Genomic DNA, 20,944 nt, shown 5'->3' on the forward strand with positions numbered 1-20,944 from the left:
TCTGTTCTTATATTAAGATGATAACTGTTTAAAAATGTCGTCCAGAGAGCTTTTTTCAAGGTTAATCTCTCTCAATTGCCAGCCTTTGTTTACGCTGATCTCAATGATCCGTTGACAGATGTCGGGTGTGGTATTGATGTGTAGGCGTACTTGTTTATCGGTCAGGAATTCTACACTGGTTACCCCCGGAATGGCCGCCAGTTCTTCTTTTGAAGGTGCGTTGTTCATCCACATCAACACACCGCTGGGTTCAATATAATTGTTAAAGGCTTCCATCGTATCCGAGAACACGACTTGTCCTTTTTCTATCATTTTGATGTCCTGGCACAATACCTGAACTTCACTTAATATATGTGTTGAGAAGATAACTGCTCTTTCACTAGCAATTTCTTTGATCAGACCTCTTACTTCGATGATTTGGTTAGGGTCAAGACCGTTCGTCGGTTCATCCAACACCACTAACTGTGGTTTGTGAATAATTGCTTGCGCAATGCCTACCCGTTGTCTGTATCCACCTGAAAGGTTACGGAGCAGACGGTTGCTGAAGTGTGAAACTCCACAGCGTTCCTTTGCAGCATCAACGGCTCTACGGATATCTTTTTTATCAATAAGTCTGAGATGCGCACAGTGGATTAGATACTCATCCACGGTTAACTCAAGGTGAAGTGGTGGGTTTTGCGGAAGAAACCCTATCTGCTTTTTAGCTTCTTTTGGATTTTTACGAATATCTATTCCTCCAATAAGTACAGTACCAGATGTTTGGTTGAGTACGCCGCAGAGAATATTCATGGTTGTGGATTTTCCCGCGCCATTTGAGCCTAGTAAGCCCAATATTCCCTTTCTGTTGATTTCAATATTGATGTCTTTTATAGCCCAGGCTTTACTATATCTGTGCGATAAATTCTCAATTTTAACAATGTTCTCTGACATTTTTGTTCCCTTTTAGGCTTGATTATTTGGTTATAAGCATCCCTTCGTGCACAAAAAAATGTGAACGCGGGATGCTTAATCATTGTGTGTTTTAAGCTTTATTATCTTGGATTTTGTTCTAGTCCGCTCAGCTCAATCTCGTTATCTGGAAGAGGCCATACGTAACGTGGATCATTTGGAGGCAACTCATATTCCTTTCCATACGAAGTATGCTTAATTGTTTTTGCAAAACGAGGCTCTTTGTTAAACCTGCGTAGATCCTCCCATCTTATGCCTCTGTAAACAAATTCTTTACGGCGTTCTTTTACAATAAGGGCAAGGGCATCATCTGCTGTAGCAGCGGTTACATCCTGATAGCCTAACGCAATATAGCGATGTTTGCGCAACTGGTTAAGGTCATCCAATGCCAGCTGTTTCTGACCAGCTCTTGCCCTTGTTTCTGCACGCATTAACCAAAGTTCAGCCGTAGTCAACCCGTTAAAATTAAGCAACAAACCACCATAAGAAGCTCTGAAGGCTTTACGTTTATCAGCTGTTTCCGAAAAATAAGCTTTTAAACGAATGTCATCTGCATCATATAGCGACAGCAATTCCGGATCGGCATTGAAGCCTATATAGGGAGTGATTGGACGGATTGCGTTTCCGACAAAGAATAGAATTTCTGGGTTAGAAACTCCGTAATCAGAAGGGAAAAGTTCACCAAGAGCTGGTATTGTCATAGGTCTGAAATCTATCAGCTGAGCTCTATATTTTAACCCCTGATCGGCGTAATACCCAGCGCGTTCATAGTTTCCCATTTGCAGGAAAGTACGGGCCAGAAGCGCAGCGACAGCAGCTTTTCCAGGTCGGAAATTATTAATGGGCTGATCTGCCACCAAAGGGTAAGCTGTTTCCAGATCTGTTAAAATTTGTTTGTATACACCAGCAACCGTGCCGCGGTTAACCTTTTCAGTTACATCATAACTTAGTTTCAAAGGCACACCTAAATCTGAGCTGGCTTTATCCGCATCATAAGGTTTGCAAAATAACTGTGCCAGTTGATAATAGCTAAATGCCCTTACAAACAAAGCTCCACCTTTTACATTGTTCCAGCTTTCCTGTTCTGCAGGACTTGGCTTTATTTTTTCCACTTCCAGCATCAGATTGGCGTAAAGAATGCGTTGATAGGCATTATTCCAGTCAGTCGATTCTTTTGTCTCAAATACTTCTTTGGCCCAGATATAACCATTGGCTTCGTAAGGGTAAAATCCCTTATAGGTAGTCATAACCGCATCTGTTACAGAATATTCGTCTCCACCAACCATGCCCAGGTTTGCAGATCCATTTTGATTAATTACTTTATAAGCATCCAGCATGGCCTGGTAGTCTTTGATATCCTTAGGGATAACCTGTTTGCTATCACGTTTTTTTTCAAGGAATTCTTTGCCACATCCACTCAGTAAAAAAACTGAAAGGAAGATGTAGATATATTTTTTTCTGTTCATTATCATAAAATGAATCGTTAATTATTCTGTTTATTTTGTCTAAAAACCTACCTGTATACCGAACGCGTAAGTTTTTGGAGCTACATATTCAGCATTTGCGTAATCCGGATCTATCTTGTATTTATTGGCGCGCCAGATAATTCCCAGGTTTCTTGCATTAGCATATAGTTTAACGCTTTGTATAGCCGGTATGCCCAATTGTTTGGCAGTTAAGGTATAGCTTAACGCAATGTCCTGTAGCCTGATGTGGTCACCACTGGTTAACAATGTTTCTGAATAGTTGTATAAAGTAGCTGCATACTGTGGTGCCGTATCCAATCTGGCAGGAACATTGGTTTTTGCTTCATCGCCAGGTTGTTGCCAACGGTTAAAATAGTCCATATTGTAAGTTCCCAGACTAAACTCCGCACCTGATGAGATCGAGGAACGACGGAATTTGTAATTGCTTTTCCAGGTAATCAATCCTGAAAGTGTAATTTGCTTGTAACTGAAATCGTTTCTCAATGAACCAAAAAAGGTAGGAACACTTAATCCGGCGTCAACCAAATTATCTTTGTTCAGACTATTATAAAAAGTTGCATAATTGGTAGTTAAATTTCCATTGGCATACATGAGTGGGAGACCAGTGTTCGGATCAAGGCCATACCAAGGTGTAGCATACAGAACATCATAGCTTTTACCAACTACCTGTGCCGGCACTTCTCTGATGAAGTTGGTTATTGCTGATACCGGGTTGATATACACATCGGTAACTTTATTGGTCACGTAGTTTAAAAGTACAGTGCTCTGCCAGTTGAAATCTCCTGTTATGTTTCTGGAATTCAATTGTATATCAAATCCTTTGGTGCGGATTTTCGCGTAATTAACTTTGTTTGTAGCCAGTGCAGTTCCCCCGGTGATGATACCAGTACTTGGTGCAAGAAAATCTTCACCAATCAGATCTTCGGCATTCTTAACATAGTAATCTAATGAACCGCTGATGCGGTCATTTTTACTCGCAAAATCTACCCCGGTATTAAGAGTGTTCACGCGTTCCCAACGTAGCGAAGGGTTTCCTGCACTGACAATAGTACCGTTTGGTAGTTTATTTTCTGTGCCGGTATTGTAACGGATAGTAGGGAAGGTACTTACCGACTGATTGGTATTACCACTGCTACCATAAGTAGTTCTTAAACGTAAGTACGGAATCAGCTCACTATGATAGAATTTTTCCTGGCTGATATTCCAGTTACCGCCTAATGACCATAGCGGTGTACCTTTTTGATTGGTTTTTACCCCATAAAGGTTAGAACCATCCCAACGAATCGAGCCAGAAAGGATATAACGGCCTAAATAAGTGTAGCTGGCATTGGCAAAGTAGGATAGATAACGGTCTGTGTACTCATTCAAATCTATTGGAAATGCGCTTGGTATGGCTAAGGTACCTGAAGGGCGGGTTGGGTATCTTTTAACATAATCATATAAAGACTCACCTTCCAGAATATCTTTATTAAAATTATAGATGTAATAGCCTGGTGTATTTTTTCTGACAATTTCGCGAATCTCTGTTCCTGCCAATGCGGTGATGCTGTGGTCAGATCCAAAGTTCTGGTTATAATTTAACTGTGCACGCCCGGTGTTACTGGTAGTTTGGTCAGTTTTACGACCAACCTGTATGGCACCATAAGGAAGTATCCTGGTTCCATCGGCTTGTGTGAGTCTATTTACTAAGTTACGTACATAGTAACTATCCTTATTGTAATTAGTGAGCATAGAATTGTCGCCCGAAGTATGCTGGTATTGCGCCTCTACGCTAAAGTGCTTTAAGAAACTGTATTTAACGCCTGTATTTATTTTCAGTTCTTTCTGCTTTCCGGCTACATCATTCATATTCAACTCATCCAATGGCCTGTAGTTCCAGTCCAGTAAGCCAGCAGCCAGAGATTCATCTTTATAAGGCTGACGAAAATCTTTAAGTACAGATAAAGGATTTCCCTGCTCATCAGCCAAACGGATATAAGGAGAGATACCAAAATTTCCGGCACTCAGATCAGTCAGACTTAAGCCATTGTTGCGGTTGCTCGATTGACTATATATGATACCTGCAGTAATGTCTAATCCTTTAGCCGGACTAAATGTGTTTTGAAGGTTTAAGGTCAAACGGTCGTTGTCATTGCCCTTTTGCATACCACGGTTTTTGTCGTAACCTACAGATGCATAATACCTGTACGCAGCGCCACCCCCAGAAGTATTAAATGCATACTGCTGGTTAATAGTAGGCTGATAAAGGTATTTCAAAACTTCATTTCTTATTTCTGTATTTTTCATCAGGGCTTCACGGGCAAGAAAATCTGCCTCACTAATCTTTCCGTCCCTTTTTTTGATCAGCAATTCTACATATTCCGGCAATACTCCTTTGTCTGTAGCGGTCTCACTATAGAAGCCTTTGCGGTCGAATTTTTCTTTTTCGATGGCCATTACAGCTTCACTTGGTAAGCGATTTCTGTTGTACAACAGATTCGGTTTGTCACCAATAGTAGTGTTGTAATTAAAAGAAACCTGGGCTTTTTGGTTATAGCGGCCTTGCTTCGTGGTAATTACAATTACCCCGTTGCCTGCACGGGCACCCCATATAGAAGCAGCAGCGGCATCTTTTAATACAGTAATGCTTTCAACATCATTCGGATTCAGGAAACTTAAGTCTACATCCCGGTCCATATCCAGATCAGAGCTACCATTAAACAGACTGGAATAGTTTCCTTCATAAGGGAAATTGTCTATAACTATCAATGGTCTTTTGTTGGAGTTTAAAGTAGATACGCCACGTACACGTATATTTTTAGGATCATTGGTGCCTGGTGCTAAAAACTGAACACCACTGGTTATACCCTCTAGCCTTTGCAGTACATTGGTACCCGTTGTTCTATTAAACAGTTCTTTATCTACCACGGTAAAAGATCCTGTAGCTCTTTCCTTAGGGATTTGATAATACCCTGTATTTACCATTACCTCAACACCATCCAAATTGGTTTCTGATGGTTTTAACGCAACAGTTCCCAAGTTTGGGGCAGCCTTTATTTCAGTTTGTGCGTAGCCGATATAACTGATTTGAAGAATGGCATTCTCGTTTACCTTACTCAATGTAAACTCACCATTGCTATTTGTACTGGCTGATCGTTTACTTCCTTTGACAAGAATGGTAGCACCGGCCATTGGCTCACCTTTTTCATCGGTAATCCTGCCTTTTACATCTATATCGGTAAATAAACGACTGATTTTGTTTAACAAGCTCTCTTCTTTTTTAATGATCTTTACAGACTTGTCTTCAATTACATATTGCAATGGCTGGTTTTCAAACAGCTTATCCAGTACAGTCTTAATATCGCCATTGGTAACTTTGATATTTACCGGCAAAGACTGTTGTAACAATGCTTTTGAAACGAAGAAATCATATCCGCTTTGCAGACTGATTTTGTCAAATACTTTTACCAGGGCAGCATTTTTTTCAGATAAGGTTATTCTTTGTGCATAGGTAGTGGCACTTACCTGTAAAATGGCTGTAACAAGTATAACGGTGGTTAGCCTCATGATCAGCAATAGTTTAGCTACGGCACGCGGCGGTGCCCATAGTTTTTTGTTGTAAAAACTGTACATTTGTTTTAGTTTGGGTTAATGCATAAGCCTATTCATTTTCGACGATGTAGCAGGCTTTTTGCTGTTGATAATATGTAATAATATTTAATGATCCGGACTCAGGTCAGGTGCCGATTCGCATTCGGTCCCTGACTTTTTTACATCAGATCACGTCGTGTATGTTTATTGTATAACGGTGATCCTCCTTCCTTCAACTTTAAAGTGTACTGATTCTGCAGATTCTATCATTTTTAAAACCTGACTTATATTTTTAAATCGGGAAATCCGGCCACTGTATACGTCATTATTAGCTTTACCTTCATAGCTTACTTCTACGTCGTACCAACGTGAAACTTGCCGCATGATGTCTTCAATACGATTGTCCGTGAATTTGAAGTAGCCATTTTTCCAGGCTACATCTGCTTCTGCATCTACATTCGCTATCTTTATATTTTCTTTGCTGATTTTAGCTTGTTGACCCGGTTGCAGAATAGATGAAGGAGCAAGGCGTAAAGATGAAGGGTTTTTGCTGTTTAAAACAGCAGCAATACGCACAGCACCTTCAAGTAATGTCGTTTTAGAAGTCTCCTCACCGGCATAATTGCTGATATTAAAATGTGTACCCAGTACTTCTACAACCTGGTCCTTACTTTCAACAATAAAAGGATGATCTTTATCTTTTGCAATTTCAAAATAGGCCTCTCCGATAAGCTCCACTTTTCTGGTTTTCATACTCTTAAAACTGGCAGGAAACTTTAAAGATGAAGCTGCATTTAGCCATGCTCTTGAACCATCTGGCAGTACCACCTGGTATTGTCCACCACGAGGGGTAGATACCATATTATAACTTGTGGATGCTGTTCCTGTTTTTAGTGCATTATAAATCAATTGACCATTTGCTGCTTTAACAATATTAACACCTGCTTGTTTAACCAGTTCGCCCTCTTTGGCATCACTCAGGTTAATAGTTCGTCCGTCAGCAAGTGTTAAAGTCGCTTTATTTCCTCCTGGAGCAAGATCTTGAGCTTTACTAAGCATCAATCCGGATGGTTTGTCGTTTCCTTTGTTACTGATGTAGAGGTAAAGACTGCCGCATAATACCAGGCAAGCTGCAGTGGCCGCCAGTGGCAACAGTTTTCTTTTTTTAGGCTTGAGCATAGGTATTTTCATCTGGATATCTTCCAGGTCTGCGGCAAGCTCAGTGTCAGTGAGATTAAAAGGAGTTACCTCACCAAAAGTTAGCCAGTTTTCTACGATGGCTTGTTCTTCCGGGGTACACTGACCCATTTGGTATTTAGAAAATAGCTTTTTTGCTTCTATGTGCTGCATATAATTTGCTCAATTACATACATAACGACCAGCGCGTAGACAAGGGTTAAATAAAAGTGATTTTTTTTAAATCAGGAATGAAACAAAGTGATAAAGACTACAAGGCCGCCAAACCTTGTCTTTAGAATCTTTAACGCGTGGAACATATGGCTTTTTACTGTTTGTTCGGAAACGTTCAGCTCTTCAGCAATTTCCTTGCGGCTAAGGTTTGTTTTCCGGCTCAGCTCAAATACACGACGCATTTTTTCAGGTAAAGCAGCAATTTCCTTTTCAATCAGCTCATTTAGTTCATTATGTCTTACCAGATAATCAGTATTGTTATTGTCTGTGTTTAAATAATATTGAAAAGTATCCAGGTAACGCTGACTTACCTTTTTATGTTTAAATAAATCAAGAATCCTGTTTTTGAGCATGCCAAACAGATAGGGGGCAAGCCCAGAAGGCATATTGGCTTCTGCCCGTTTTTCCCAGGTATTTACGAAAAGTTCATGTACCAGATCTTTTGCTTCCTCCCGGTCAGCAACCTTTTTGTAAGCGAAAATATACAGCGGTGCCTTATATCTGTTAAATATTTCTGCATAAGCATATCTGTCATCCTGTTTTAGAAGTATGATTAATTCAGCATCAGGAAATTTACTATACAGATTCATAAGTAAAATTGCTTTTACAATTAAGTATTTCTATACCGTAGGTGGAGAGCAATTCTATCGAAGAAATAAATTGCGCAGCCTAAGATAGGGTTGCTGTTTAGTAAAATTGCAATTCTTTTGTAATATTAAGCACCTATGTATGTCTTCTACATAAAAAATGTATTTACGATTAGCCCAATCATTTCACGAAGAACGCCAGGGAAATCTTTTTTTCGATGAAATAAATGAGCAAATAATGTGTATGCTTATGATCAGTGCTATTATATTTGCCACTCGAAATTAAAAACCAGAATGTATTCAAAAAGTATAACTATACAGTTAACTCTACGCTCAACGGCCTTCGCACTTTCAGTGCTGGCTATGATGCCTATCAGTTCTTTATATGCTCAGCAACCCTATCTCAAAATAAAAGGAGATACGATTAATAGGCTGAATGAAATTGTTGTAAAGGAAAACAGGCTACAGTTACCTTTTTCTAAACAGAATAGAAACATCTGGATCATTGACAAGGAGAAAATAAAGAGCCTTCCAGCAAGGTCCATTGGAGAATTGTTAAGCTATGTTTCCGGGGTAGATGTTCGTCAACGTGGGCCAGGAGGCTTGCAGGCTGATATTAGTATTGATGGCGGTACCTTTGATCAGTCTCTGGTATTGATCAACGGAATTAAGGTTTCCGATCCTCAGACGGGCCATAATATGATGAATTTGCCTATCAATATGGATGACATAGATCATATAGAGGTACTGCGTGGTTCTGCATCAAGGGTATACGGGATCAACTCATTAACCGGTGCGATCAATATTGTGAGACGTACCCCGGTAAAAACAGGTGTCTCCGCAAATGTTTTTGCGGGCAGTAGCTTTAAAGATAATGTGTCTGGCAATAAATACTACAATTACGGGATAAGAGCAAGTGGTAACCTGGTGCTGAATGGCTCAAGTCATATTTTATCGGCCGGACAGGAGGCAGGTAACGGATATCGGTATAACACAGCTTTTAACAATCAAAAGGTTTACTACCAGGGGAAATATTCCACTGGAAAAACAGATGTGATTGATGTAATGGCGGGTTATATTCATAGTAATTTTGGTGCCAATGCTTTTTATTCATCTCCGGGTGATAAAGAATCAGAAGAAACAGTAAAAACTGCTATTGCTTCCATTGCCTACACCACTAAAATAGCGGAGAACTGGGTTATGGTGCCAAGGATCAGTTATAGAAATAATGTAGACGACTATCTATACATCAAGCAGACACCGGATAAATTTCATAACCATCACACCACAAATGTAGTTGATGCAGAGTTGAACAATACCATTCAGACCAGTATTGGTACTTTTGGTTTGGGGCTTGAAGCCAGAACAGAACGTATTAAAAGTACAAATCTGGGCAAGCGGAACCGTAATAATGCGGGGATATTTGGTGAGTACAAGTTTGAACCCCTGGAACGGTTGTTAGTTAATGCTGGTGTATATACCAATTACAATTCTGATTATGGCTGGCAGGCTTTTCCTGGATTGGATGCCGGATATAATTTTTATGGCGATTGGAGGGTGTTTGCTAATGTCGGTACAGGACAGCGACTACCTACTTATACAGATTTGTATTATAAGGGGCCAACGAATATTGGAAACGATCAGTTAAAGCCAGAGAAATCTAAATATGCGGAAGGTGGAATTAAGTTTAACAATGATAAGCTTGCTTTAAATGCGAGTTACTTTGTACGCAGGATAGATCATTTTATAGACTGGGTAAAAACATTGCAGACTGATCCATGGCAACCACATAATTTTAGTCAGGTAAACACAAAAGGCTTTACATTAAGTGCTGATTATACTTTGGTTCCTGTTGCTGATAAGGCATTGGGTAATGTGAGATTAGGTCTTTCTTATACCAATCTGGACCCAAGTTTTAAAAAGACTTTGGCTAGTGCTATATTTTCACGTTATGCATTGGAGAGTTTAAGAAATCAATTGAGCAGTACGGTGAGTGCGGATTTTTATAAACAATTGTCTTTAACGATGACAGCTCGTTATTGCGAAAGGATTAGCTACAAAGACTATATGTTAATGGACGTGCGATTGGCCTTTAAACAAAAGAATTATAGTATTTACGCTGATGGTGCGAATTTGTTTAATGTGGCCTATATTGAAGCGGGGGCGGTGCCTATGCCTGGTTCCTGGTTTACGTTAGGTGTAAAAACGGCGTTTTAAACATATCGCTGTTTTATAAAAAAGGAGGGCCGGATTTTTCCGGCCCTCCTTTTTTGTGTTATAAATCATGGTTATTTAAGCATGTTAAAGAAATTGAATTCTACACGTGCCATATACATATTTTTGTTATATCTGTTGTCCAGGTTTCCTGCGATCTCAAAACGATAACCTAAATCTACGCGTGTACGGCTATTGATAATGACCTGAACTGCTGGTGCAAAGTCGACATATGACTTACCATTTTCAGGATTAGTTTTACCTAATACCTCAAAATATAAGTTAAGATTAGGCTGGTTGTAGTTTTTGTAGACAAATGGCAAAAGCAAATAACCAGAAGAGAGGCTATATCCCAGCATATGATCTGGTTGGGGCATACCTGTGATTGCTTTATCGCCTGTTCCCATATTGTCAAAAGCTTTGCTGTAACTTAAAGTAGTTGATAAAGCGAGTTTATGCAATAACTGTGTAAAAACGACTCCTGCCTGAACTCCCGTATTGTCACCTTCAAGATTGATATCTTCGCTATAAGTTGGCCTATTGCTGGTTCCAACCCTGGCAAAAGCGGCTGCTCTAAAATGGCTTTTTACTTCATCGATAGACAAGAATCTATATTTGGCGTATAATCCCGCTCCTTCAGCTCTGTACTTCCCGTCCATGTCAGAGAAATACCCTTGCCCATGCACCATAAAGTTCTTGTTGAAGCCTACCATTAACTCAGGGATTAATCTATTCCTGAAATCCGGACTAAAAACACCCTCGTTGGTTAGTCTAAACCCGATTGATTTGGCAGCCATATTACTAGCAGGTTCAGAAAATACATACAGTTCCTGTGCCTGCACAGATATAGTACCCATAGCAATGGCTATAGGTACCAAAAGTAATTTGAAAAATCTCATATAAGGCTTAAATACTTAAATGGTAGATACGTGTCATTTTACCATTTACCATTCCAGTGCCACTTGCGAAAGATTCCAGCTTAATCTGAGCTGCCTTTTTCTTGAACGTTGACCCCGACATGAATTTTTTGTCTACCACTGTAGCTTTTACAGGGCCATTCAAAGTTTTATCCTTAGCGTTCAGGAACTGATAAACGTTTGTTCCAGCCATAGCCAGGCCTTTGTCGTCAATTTTGGTGTTTTCGAAATTAAATACTGCATCCAGGTTCCCTACAAAGAAACCTGCATCTTCTACCTTGTCTTTAATCTGATCAAAATCTACAACTTTATCCTTTTTAAAGGTTAACAGAAAGATGTTTTTATTCAAATCAGGTTCTATGTTCTCTATAAAATCTAAAGTCCTTAAAGATTCGTCAGTAGCCTGAGAACACATAGAGCAGGTAAGTCCGGTCACTTGTAGTTCTACAGAAGAAATTTGTTGTGCAGATGCTTTGCCTGCAAATAAAAAGATTGATAATATAATTAGATTTTTAATGGTATTCATCAGATATAATTTAGTTCATTATTTAATAAATGCCGGCCTTTTTTGACCGATCAACAACAATAATAACAGGCTGCACATAAACGATAAGATTATTGGTTGCAGTCTGAATCATTACAGAAATGATCTGCAACGATTATAAAATTATTCCTGGTCTAATTTCTGAATACGCAATTAAATAGATGGAGCGGTATTACCGCCGAGCGGGGTGGTGCCTTGTTTAAGGCGTGATTAGATAGATTTGATGATAGTGTATGATAGGTCTCCTTAATTAAAGACCCTAAAAATAATTCTATACCAAAATCATGGGTAAGCTTTAAAGTTAATTCAGCTTTGTGACTGTCTTTAACTTTCGCTTCAACAGTAGTGTTTTTACAACAATCACTATCTTTACCTTTCTTTTCTGCCATTTTACATTTACCACATTTAGCAGTTTCGGTAAAGCTGACATCAGCAAGTCGTCCACCACAAAAGTGCATATTCAATGCAAATCCGATGATGGTCATCAGGTAAAATGCACATAAGCCAATTGTAAGTTTTTGCCGCAGTTTCATACTTTTTCAAACGTATAGATATTTTTTTACATGGCAAAATGAATTGGCGTCAACTGTGCTGAACCAATAGTTTTGTTACATAAGGAAGAGATTACACGATATACAACTAGGTTAAACGTTTTATCTCATCTGAATCATAGGTAAAAATACCTTCCACTGGTTTTAATGATTGTTTTAGCATCGCTGAAGCTACTTTTTCTATTTTAATGCTGCGGTATTTTTTTAATCCTCCAATAAGTAAGGGATTTAAAACCCGCATGAGGCCAATCATAAAGCCTTCGGCATTTCGTTGTTCTTTGCGGTCCCCATCAAGGAGTGATGGTCTGTAAATGTGTACAGCTTTAAATGGAATGGTTTTGAGGTCACGCTCTACTTCACCTTTAAGCTTTGTATAAAAGATGGAGGAGTGCTCGTTCGCACCTAATGAGGATACCAGGTGATATTGTGATGCGCCATTTTGGTGGGCCATAAATGCTATATCCAAGGGATATTGGTAGTCGATTTTACGATATTGTTCTTTATCCGGTGTCTTGCTTTTCGTAGTGCCCAAAGCACAAAATACAACATCACCTTTTATATTTTCCTGGTGGTTTTCCAAACGATCAAAATCTACAACCAGCTGTTGCAATTTTGAATGTTGCAGGGGAATTTCTTTTCGTACGATAGCCGTTACTTTTGTGTAATGGGGATGATCAAGTAGCTGATGTAATAGACTGCTCCCAATTAAACCCGTTGCCCCGGCAATTATTGCTTCCATATATTTCCAAATATAGGGAGTAACAATCCGACTGTGCTTATGTTTTGTTTAAAGTAATATATTGCTTCGTTTCTGGTGTGCCTTCAGAGCAGTATTGTTTCAGTCTTGTTTAAATTTCAGGCACAATGAATCGGTTGTAAACTTATTGCAGTATAAAACAGGTTTATCTGAGTTCATATTTACTTAAGTATTAACTTATACTTAATACGGCGTTACTAGGGCCTTAGTAGGGCTAGGGGGTAAAGCAAGGCCCTACTAAGGCCCTAGTAACGCCCTACTAACACCCTGGTAATTCCGAAGGCAGATGCTGAGCTGTATTAACTTTTACGAAAAAAAAACGTGATTTGTCTTATACTGATAATACGTCCATTTTTAGATGGTTTTAAATGGAGTTCTAAAAGTATGCTTGCTGTGTAATGTGTTAAAAATAAATCACATAGAAAAGAAGTGGAAAATAATAATAGAATTTATGCCAATTAAATAATAATTTAAAACTTTTATTTAGGACTGAAATACGGATGATTATAACATCATTATCTAAGCAAAACTGATTTTAAAAATTAAATTATAAACTTAAATGTCTGAAACGAATAAAACAATACGTGTTTTAGTTGTGGGATGTGGAAATATGGGCGCGTCTCATGCTACAGCCTATCATAATCTCGAAGGATTTGAAATTTGCGGTATTGTGTCAACCGGTAATAGTAAGGTTGTATTGAACGAAAAACTAGGAGGTAACTACCCTTTGTTTGGCGACTACTACGAGGCGCTTGCCGAAACCAAACCTGATGCTGTTTGCATTTCTACTTATCCTGATACACATGAACCATTTGCCATTAAAGCCATGGAATATGGTGCTCATGTGTTTATTGAAAAGCCGCTTGCCGACTCCGTTGAAGGTTCTGAACGTGTTGCTGCTGCTGCAAAGAAGTACAATAGAAAGTTACTGGTAGGTTATATTTTACGTTATCATCCATCCTGGGAGAAATTTATTGAGCTTTCTTCAGAAATGGGGAAGCCGCTGGTGATGCGTATGAATCTGAACCAACAAAGCCAGGGGGCTAAATGGACAGTCCATCGCAATTTAATGAAAAGTCTGAGCCCTATTGTAGATTGTGGGGTGCACTATATTGATGTAATGTGTCAGATGACAAGGTCTAAACCTCTGCAGGTAAGTGCAATAGGAGCAAGACTTACGGATGATATTCCTGAAGGAAATTATAACTATGGACAGCTTCAAATTCGTTTTGAAGATGGGTCAGTAGGCTGGTATGAAGCGGGTTGGGGTCCGATGATGAGTGAAACAGCCTTTTTTGTTAAAGATGTAATCGGGCCAAAGGGATCTGTCTCCATTGTGGCAAAGGAAGCTGCAGCCGCGGGTAAATCTGATAACATTGATGCCCATACGAAAACTCAGTCTATCAAAGTTCATTATGCTGATCTGAACAGTGAAGATAAGTTTAGCCGGGCAGATAAATGGGTTGATTTAACCGATGAGCCTGATCATCAGGAATTGTGTAACAGAGAACAACGTTACTTCCTTAAAGCTATATTAGAAGATATTGATCTAACAACGCCTACAGCTGATGCAGTAAACAGCTTGAAGATTGCTTTCGCCTGCGATGAATCTGTTAAAACAGGGCAGATCATACAACTTTAGAAGCTTTGTTTACGAAATAATACAACAGATATTAATTCTGTAGTATCTCAAGAAAATAAAGTGTGTTGAGGAACGACCTATTCAAGGTTTGATCGCAAAAATCCTTTTTTAAGGATAATTAATTCAAAGCTTGAGCAGTCTTGAGTCAATATGCTTTATTCTCTGAATGTAAAACTGAGGTATAATTATAGCGACTTAACCTCCTTTATAAAGTATAAATAGTTATGTTTGTATATTAAATACATCAATAACTAAAGAAAACTATTCCCTATAAATGAGTACGAAAACTGCAGTTTCTCCATCAGAATTCGAATTGGTATCTGGTTTAGAGATCCACGTACAACTAAATACACAGTCAAAAATATTTTCATCCGACAGTGCTTCATTCGGTGCTAAACCAAATGAACATATATCAGCCGTTTCACTGGCTTTACCAGGTGCTTTACCCAAGCTGAATAAAGAAGTGGTAGCAAAAGCTGTAAGGATGGGGCTGGCATTAAACTGCACCATCAATCAGCTTAATTATTTTGACAGAAAGAATTATTTCTATGCAGATTTACCTAAAGGATATCAGATCACTCAAGATAATAAACCCATCTGTCAGAATGGTTTTATCAATGTAACCTTAAGTACTGGTGAAGAAAAAAGGATCGGTATCAACAGGATTCACCTGGAAGAGGACGCAGGTAAAAGTTTACATGATCAGGATGATAGATATTCATATGTTGATCTGAACAGGGCTGGCGTACCATTAATTGAAATTGTAACGGAACCTGATATCAGAAGTGCAGAAGAAGCTTCGTTATTACTGACAGAAATCCGGAAGCTGGTACGTCATCTGGATGTGAGCGATGGCAATATGGAAGAGGGTAGTTTACGTTGTGATGCCAATATTTCTATCCGTGAATTCGGAGAAATTAAGTTCGGAACACGTTGTGAAGTGAAGAATTTAAATTCCATCAGAAATGTTCGCAGGGCGATTGAATTTGAGTATGTCCGTCAGAAAGAAGTGATTTTGGCCGGTGGAAGTATTGTGCAGAGTACGCTAAATTTCGATGCCGAGCAAGGTACGACATCGCCAATGCGAAGTAAGGAAGAAGCAAATGATTACCGTTATTTTCCTGATCCCGATCTTGCACCGGTACATATTTCTGATGAGTGGCTTGCCCAGTTGAAGTTTGATATGCCGTCTTTACCGCAGGAAATTGCTAAAAAACTTGTCGCTGATTATGGTGTAAGTGATTCTGAAGCAACAATGTTATCGGAAGATCATGATTTGCTGATGTACTTTAACGAGGCTTTACCGTTTGTAAATACTAAAAAGAGCCTGGTGAACTGGTTAACAGGGTCAATAAGGGCATTGTTAAATGAGAAGGAATTAGGAATAGCAGAGTTTAAAGTAATTCCTGAACAACTTGCCGATGTGATTAATATGGTGGATGATAAGAAAATTGGTCAGCAGGTTGCCTTACAGCAATTGTTGCCTGAACTGCTTAAAGCACCTGCAGATAATGTAATGGAGCTTGCTCTGCAGCTTAATCTGCTGATTGAAGAGAATAACGATGAATTATCTGCGTTTGTTAATGATGTGCTTGGGAAGTATCAACCGCAGGTAGAAGCCTATAAAAAAGGTAAAAAAGGGGTAATGGGACTTTTTGTTGGTGAAGTGATGAAGCTGGCAAAAGGAAAAGCCGATCCTCAAAAAATAAATGAATTGTTACAAGATAAGTTAAAATAATAATGAGAATAATAAAGAGAATAAGCTATATGTTACTATTATGTGTAGCATTTGTGGCATGTAAGGATGAACGTAATTTTGTAATAGAAGGACAGTTTAAGAATGCTGCTGCTGGTAGTAAGGTATATCTTTTTAGTCTACAAAAGGATAATGCATTGCCTACGGATTCTACAGTCTTTTCTGAAAAGGGTGAATTCAAGTTTACACACAGTACGCCTGCAGTTGATTTTTTCAAGATTGTTTCGGGTAATAATGAATACATGATCATTGCGAAGAATGGTGATCACATTAAGATTTCGGCAGACATGACCGATAAAACACTTGCTTATACTACTTCCGGCGCGATGGAGGCTGATAAATTAGAAGAACTGAATAAAGTTAAGCACCAGTATATGGTTAAGATTTCGGAGATTCAAAAACAGTTTGATGACGCCGTGGCGGCACAGCCAGAAAAAAGAGAAGCTATTATGGAGCAGATGAGACCGGCTTATACACAGGAAATAGGTGCTTTAAATCAAGCTGTATTAAAATTTGCACAAGACAATACCACCTCATTAGCTGGTTTTTATGCTGTTAACCTTTTAAATCCGGCAGAATTTGAGAAGGAACTGGTGGAGTATTCAGATAAAATAAAAAGTAGTTTTAACGAAAATAAGGTTGTAACTGAGTTTTTAGTGAGAATGGCTAAGTTGAAATCGGCACAGGTTGGACAAAAAGCTCCTGAATTTACGATTAACGGTGTAGACGGTAAGCCACTTAAATTAGCTGATTTTAAAGGGAAATACGTAATGCTGGATTTCTGGGCGTCATGGTGTATGCCATGCAGACAGGAGAACCCTAATGTAGTTAAGGCTTTTAATACTTATAAAGATAAGAATTTTACTATTGTAGGTGTTTCTCTTGATGAAGACGCCGTAGCGTGGAAGAATGCGATTGCTGCGGATAAGTTAACATGGGCACATGGGAGTGATTTGAAGGGATTTGAAAGTCCTGCAGCTAGCTTGTATAGCATTGAATCGATTCCAAGTTCCTTTATAATAGATCCTGCGGGTAATATCATTGCTAAAAACCTACGTGGTGAGGAGTTGGATGCTTTTTTGAGTAAGACTTTACGCTAACCCTAAATTCATGTTAATATACATGAGGTACTTAACAATTTGTTAACTTGGGTTTAATGCTATATTATAATTGATTACCTAATTTCGTAACAAATAATTAAAGCTATGAGCACCGTAAAACAGAAGATACTAATTGTTGATGATGAACCAGATATTTTAGAGCTGATAGAATATAACCTGAAAAAAGAAGGTTATCAGGTTTATCTGGCAGGAAATGGGCAGGAGGGAATTACGATTGCAAAAAAGGTACACCCGGATTTAATTATTCTGGATATCATGATGCCGAAGATGGATGGTATTGAGGCATGCAGACTAATGCGTGCTATTCCCGAATTTAAAAATACTTTCATGGTGTTTCTTACTGCACGTAGTGAAGAATACTCTGAAATTGCTGGTTTTAATGTTGGCGCAGATGACTACATCGCGAAGCCAATCAAACCACGTGCATTGGTAAGTCGCATTAATGCCATATTGCGGAGAAATTCAAGTGCTGATGAAGTGTCAGATAATAAGGTAGAGATTGGGGATTTAGTTATTGACAGAGAAGCATACCTGGTTTATCAGAATGGGCAGAAAGTAGTCTTGGCTAAAAAAGAGTTTGAATTACTTTACTTACTGGCGTCTAAACCAGGGAAAGTATATACCAGGGAATCAATATTAAAGAACATCTGGGAAGACTCTGTAGTGGTAACCAATCGTACAATTGATGTGCATATTCGTAAGCTGCGCGAGAAATTAGGTGAAACTTATGTGGCAACTGTTAAAGGAGTGGGGTATAAATTCGAACTTTCTTAGTACTTTTGCAACTAAGAAATTCTTATCATATTGAAATATCCTTCTTTTAAAGATCTTATACTATTCGAAAACGATGATTATATCGTAGTTAATAAACCGCCTTTTGTAGCGTCGTTAGACGAACGTGGCGGTTCAGGTGAAGTAAATATTCTTCGTCTGGCCAAACAGTATTCTCCTGATGCGCAAGTGTGTCATCGTCTGGATAAAGAGACCTCAGGTGCCATTATAATTGCAAAAACACCTGAGGCTTATCGTTCTGTATCTATTCAGTTCGAGAAACGAAAAGTCAATAAGACTTATCATGCAGTGGTAGACGGACAGTTTACATTTAAAGAACTGTTTATCGACCTTCCAATTTTAAATGATGGAAACAAAAGCGTAACCATTGACAGGAAAGAAGGTAAACGCGCCGAAACCATATTCAATACCTTAAAACACTACAGACATTATACATTGGTAGAGTGTAAGCCGATCACCGGACGCATGCACCAGATCCGTATTCACCTGGCTACCCAACGTGCTGCGATTGCAGGAGATGATATGTACAGAGGTAAACCAGTATTCCTTTCCAGTTTAAAAAAAGGCTATCGTTTAGCGAAGAATGAAGAAGAACAACCTATTATGAAACGTTTTGCACTGCATGCAAGACATGTCGTTTTTAAAGGTGTAGACGGACAGGAAATTGTGATTGAGGCTCCATACCCTAAAGATTTTGCTACGCTCATTAAATTACTGGATAAGTTCGACGCTTAAAAATTAGTTAAAATGTACGTTAGATTAGTAAATTATGTAGACGCAATTAATCAGTACAGGAAAACAAAAATATCGAATAGAAACTTCCTGGTAATTGCAGCATTGATTGTAGGTATTCTTGCAGGCCTTGCCGCATCTTTACTTAAAGCCATAACACATCATATTGAAGACTTTTTGCAAAGTGGCTTTCACTGGCAGTACAAGTATTATTTATACTTCTTTTTCCCTTTTATCGGGATATTGTTGTCGGTGATGTATGTACGCAGATTTATCAGGAAAGGGAAATTTGAAACGGGTTTAACACCTTTGATATATACTATTTCCAGGAAGTCGAGTAAAGTTGAGCCACACAATATTTATTCGCAAATTATTACGGCGGCTTTAACTGTCGGTTTTGGTGGTTCCACTGGTTTGGAAGCACCAATTGTAACCAGTGGTGGTGGTATAGGGTCGGTGGTAGGACGTTTTTTGGGCTTATCTTACCGGGAAACAACGATGTTGCTGGCCTGTGGTGCAGCAGCTGGTATTGCGGGGGCCTTTTATAGTCCAATCGCTGGTATTGTATTCGCCATTGAAATTCTGCTTCCGGAGTTTACTATTCCGGCTTTTATCCCTTTGCTGCTTGCGTCGGCGACTGCAGCTGTAGTTGCCCGGTTATTTTATAATGAACAACTCTTTTTTCTGGTAACTGAAGGCTGGAAAATAGATGCGTTGATTTATTATGTATTACTGGCGCTGATCATTGGCTTTTTCTCGCTCTATTTTACCAAGGTTAGTGCTTTTATTAAATCATCATTTTATAAAATCAAAAATCCTTACAAAAAGGTCGTGATTGGTGGTTTAATGCTGGGTGTTTTGGTATTTTTATTTCCAACTTTATATGGTGAGGGATATATCACGATTAAGAACCTTCTGGGAGGAAATTATGCTTCTTTGCTTACCAACAGTATCTTTTCAGACTATAGTAATTTACCCTGGGTCATTATACTCTTTACAGTAGTTACAGTTTTTGCAAAATCAGCTGCTACGCTAATTACTTTGAGCGCAGGTGGCAATGGAGGCATTTTCGCACCTAGTTTAATTATGGGAGGCCTGATGGGCTTTTCCCTTGCTTTTACCATCAATACTTTAGGCATAGCACATTTAAACGTCGCAAACTTTATTGTTGCCGGAATGGCTGGTTCGTTAAGCGCTGTGATGCATGCCCCTCTTACCGGAATTTTTTTAATTGCCGAAATTACCGGGGGCTATGTACTCATGGTTCCTTTGATGATTGTTTCGGCGATCTCTTATCTGATTAATCGCGGTAAAAACAAATATTCCATTTATACGAAACCATTAGCCGAAAGAGGCGAGTTGTCTTCATTGGAAGATAAAGATACCACCGTGTTAAACATGATGAAATTGAGACATTTGGTTGAAAAGGATTATCTGGTGCTGCAAGACGATGATTTGATTGCTGAAAGATTAAGCGAGATTCTGCAGTCTAAGCGGAATATTTTTCCTGTTATTGGAGATGAACAGGTATTTAAAGGTCTTGTATATGTTGAGGATATCCTTAAAAAAGGGGTTGGACATACAGAAGGACTTTCTGTTAATGACTTAATGCAGGCGGCACCGGGAACGGTAACTATATCTGATCCGTTAAAAACAGTGCTAGAGAAGATGGAAAAAGAAAATGTGTGGTTGTTACCTGTATTAAACGAATATGGTAGTTATATAGGTTTCGTTTCTAAAACTGCCATCTTTAATAAGTACCGGGCTTTGTTGAGTAGGCAGGCGGATTACATGGAATAAAAAATAACCGTTCTCCTCAAGAGCTGCATTACTTCGCTGAAGGAGCGAAGAACGCTGAGGCTCTTTCTGAGAAGGTAATTTTTTTGTGAAATATTACAGACCTGTATATTTTTTTT

The 20,944-nt window shown here is 38.9% G+C and carries 16 protein-coding genes; 7 read left to right on the plus strand and 9 right to left on the minus strand.

Features of this window, described 5'->3' with window-relative positions:
- Positions 1-12: 12 nt before the first annotated feature.
- From R2Q84_RS22995 to R2Q84_RS23015, 5 genes are all read right to left on the minus strand, one after another.
- Positions 13-930: an ABC transporter ATP-binding protein gene (locus R2Q84_RS22995; RefSeq protein ID WP_316818952.1), complete on the minus strand. Its 918-nt coding sequence runs from the start codon at positions 928-930 to the stop codon at positions 13-15.
- A 101-nt stretch (positions 931-1,031) separates the two neighbouring features.
- Positions 1,032-2,414: a RagB/SusD family nutrient uptake outer membrane protein gene (locus R2Q84_RS23000; protein ID WP_316818953.1), complete on the minus strand. Its 1,383-nt coding sequence runs from the start codon at positions 2,412-2,414 to the stop codon at positions 1,032-1,034.
- A 39-nt stretch (positions 2,415-2,453) separates the two neighbouring features.
- The gene (locus tag R2Q84_RS23005) at positions 2,454-6,047 is read right to left on the minus strand and encodes a SusC/RagA family TonB-linked outer membrane protein (RefSeq protein WP_316818954.1); all 3,594 of its coding nucleotides are present in this window, start codon (positions 6,045-6,047) and stop codon (positions 2,454-2,456) included.
- Between the two features lie 162 nt (positions 6,048-6,209).
- Positions 6,210-7,355, minus strand: coding sequence for a FecR family protein (locus R2Q84_RS23010; protein WP_316818955.1), 1,146 nt, complete (start codon positions 7,353-7,355; stop codon positions 6,210-6,212).
- 71 nt (positions 7,356-7,426) lie between these two features.
- Entirely contained in the window at positions 7,427-8,005 is a 579-nt protein-coding gene (locus R2Q84_RS23015) for an RNA polymerase sigma-70 factor (protein ID WP_316818956.1), read from the minus strand.
- Positions 8,006-8,296: 291 nt separating this feature from the next.
- Here R2Q84_RS23015 and R2Q84_RS23020 point away from each other — a divergent pair, with 291 nt between their 5' ends.
- Positions 8,297-10,219 carry a TonB-dependent receptor plug domain-containing protein gene (locus R2Q84_RS23020; RefSeq protein WP_316818957.1) on the plus strand — a complete coding sequence of 641 codons (1,923 nt, stop codon included), beginning with the start codon at positions 8,297-8,299 and terminating at the stop codon, positions 10,217-10,219.
- 71 nt (positions 10,220-10,290) lie between these two features.
- Here the strand turns inward: R2Q84_RS23020 and R2Q84_RS23025 are convergent, their stop codons facing one another.
- The 4 genes from R2Q84_RS23025 to R2Q84_RS23040 all read right to left on the minus strand — a co-directional run bounded on the left by R2Q84_RS23025 (position 10,291) and on the right by R2Q84_RS23040 (position 12,967).
- Complete coding sequence (locus tag R2Q84_RS23025; protein ID WP_316818958.1) at positions 10,291-11,115, minus strand: hypothetical protein; 825 nt, start codon at positions 11,113-11,115, stop codon at positions 10,291-10,293.
- Between the two features lie 7 nt (positions 11,116-11,122).
- Positions 11,123-11,659 (minus strand): heavy-metal-associated domain-containing protein, encoded by a 537-nt coding sequence (locus R2Q84_RS23030; protein WP_316818959.1) that lies wholly within the window; start codon positions 11,657-11,659, stop codon positions 11,123-11,125.
- Between the two features lie 152 nt (positions 11,660-11,811).
- Positions 11,812-12,210, minus strand: a complete 399-nt coding sequence (locus tag R2Q84_RS23035; RefSeq protein ID WP_316818960.1) for an HYC_CC_PP family protein — start codon at positions 12,208-12,210, stop codon at positions 11,812-11,814.
- 106 nt (positions 12,211-12,316) lie between these two features.
- Entirely contained in the window at positions 12,317-12,967 is a 651-nt protein-coding gene (locus R2Q84_RS23040; RefSeq protein WP_316818961.1) for an oxidoreductase, read from the minus strand.
- Positions 12,968-13,544: 577 nt separating this feature from the next.
- On the opposite strand from R2Q84_RS23040, the gene R2Q84_RS23045 reads away from it, so the two are divergent.
- From R2Q84_RS23045 to R2Q84_RS23070, 6 genes are all read left to right on the plus strand, one after another.
- Positions 13,545-14,627, plus strand: a complete 1,083-nt coding sequence (locus tag R2Q84_RS23045; RefSeq protein WP_316818962.1) for a Gfo/Idh/MocA family oxidoreductase — start codon at positions 13,545-13,547, stop codon at positions 14,625-14,627.
- Between the two features lie 274 nt (positions 14,628-14,901).
- Entirely contained in the window at positions 14,902-16,365 is a 1,464-nt protein-coding gene (gene gatB, locus R2Q84_RS23050) for an Asp-tRNA(Asn)/Glu-tRNA(Gln) amidotransferase subunit GatB (RefSeq protein ID WP_316818963.1), read from the plus strand.
- A 29-nt stretch (positions 16,366-16,394) separates the two neighbouring features.
- Positions 16,395-17,483: a TlpA disulfide reductase family protein gene (locus R2Q84_RS23055; protein ID WP_316818964.1), complete on the plus strand. Its 1,089-nt coding sequence runs from the start codon at positions 16,395-16,397 to the stop codon at positions 17,481-17,483.
- 105 nt (positions 17,484-17,588) lie between these two features.
- Positions 17,589-18,278 (plus strand): response regulator transcription factor, encoded by a 690-nt coding sequence (locus tag R2Q84_RS23060; protein WP_316818965.1) that lies wholly within the window; start codon positions 17,589-17,591, stop codon positions 18,276-18,278.
- Positions 18,279-18,308: 30 nt separating this feature from the next.
- Positions 18,309-19,031: an RluA family pseudouridine synthase gene (locus tag R2Q84_RS23065; protein WP_316818966.1), complete on the plus strand. Its 723-nt coding sequence runs from the start codon at positions 18,309-18,311 to the stop codon at positions 19,029-19,031.
- A 12-nt stretch (positions 19,032-19,043) separates the two neighbouring features.
- Positions 19,044-20,828, plus strand: coding sequence for a chloride channel protein (locus R2Q84_RS23070; RefSeq protein ID WP_316818967.1), 1,785 nt, complete (start codon positions 19,044-19,046; stop codon positions 20,826-20,828).
- The last annotated feature ends 116 nt before the right edge of the window (positions 20,829-20,944 follow it).

The sequence above is a fragment of the Pedobacter nyackensis genome, from assembly GCF_032678475.1.
Classification (GTDB): Bacteria; Bacteroidota; Bacteroidia; order Sphingobacteriales; family Sphingobacteriaceae; genus Pedobacter; species Pedobacter nyackensis_A.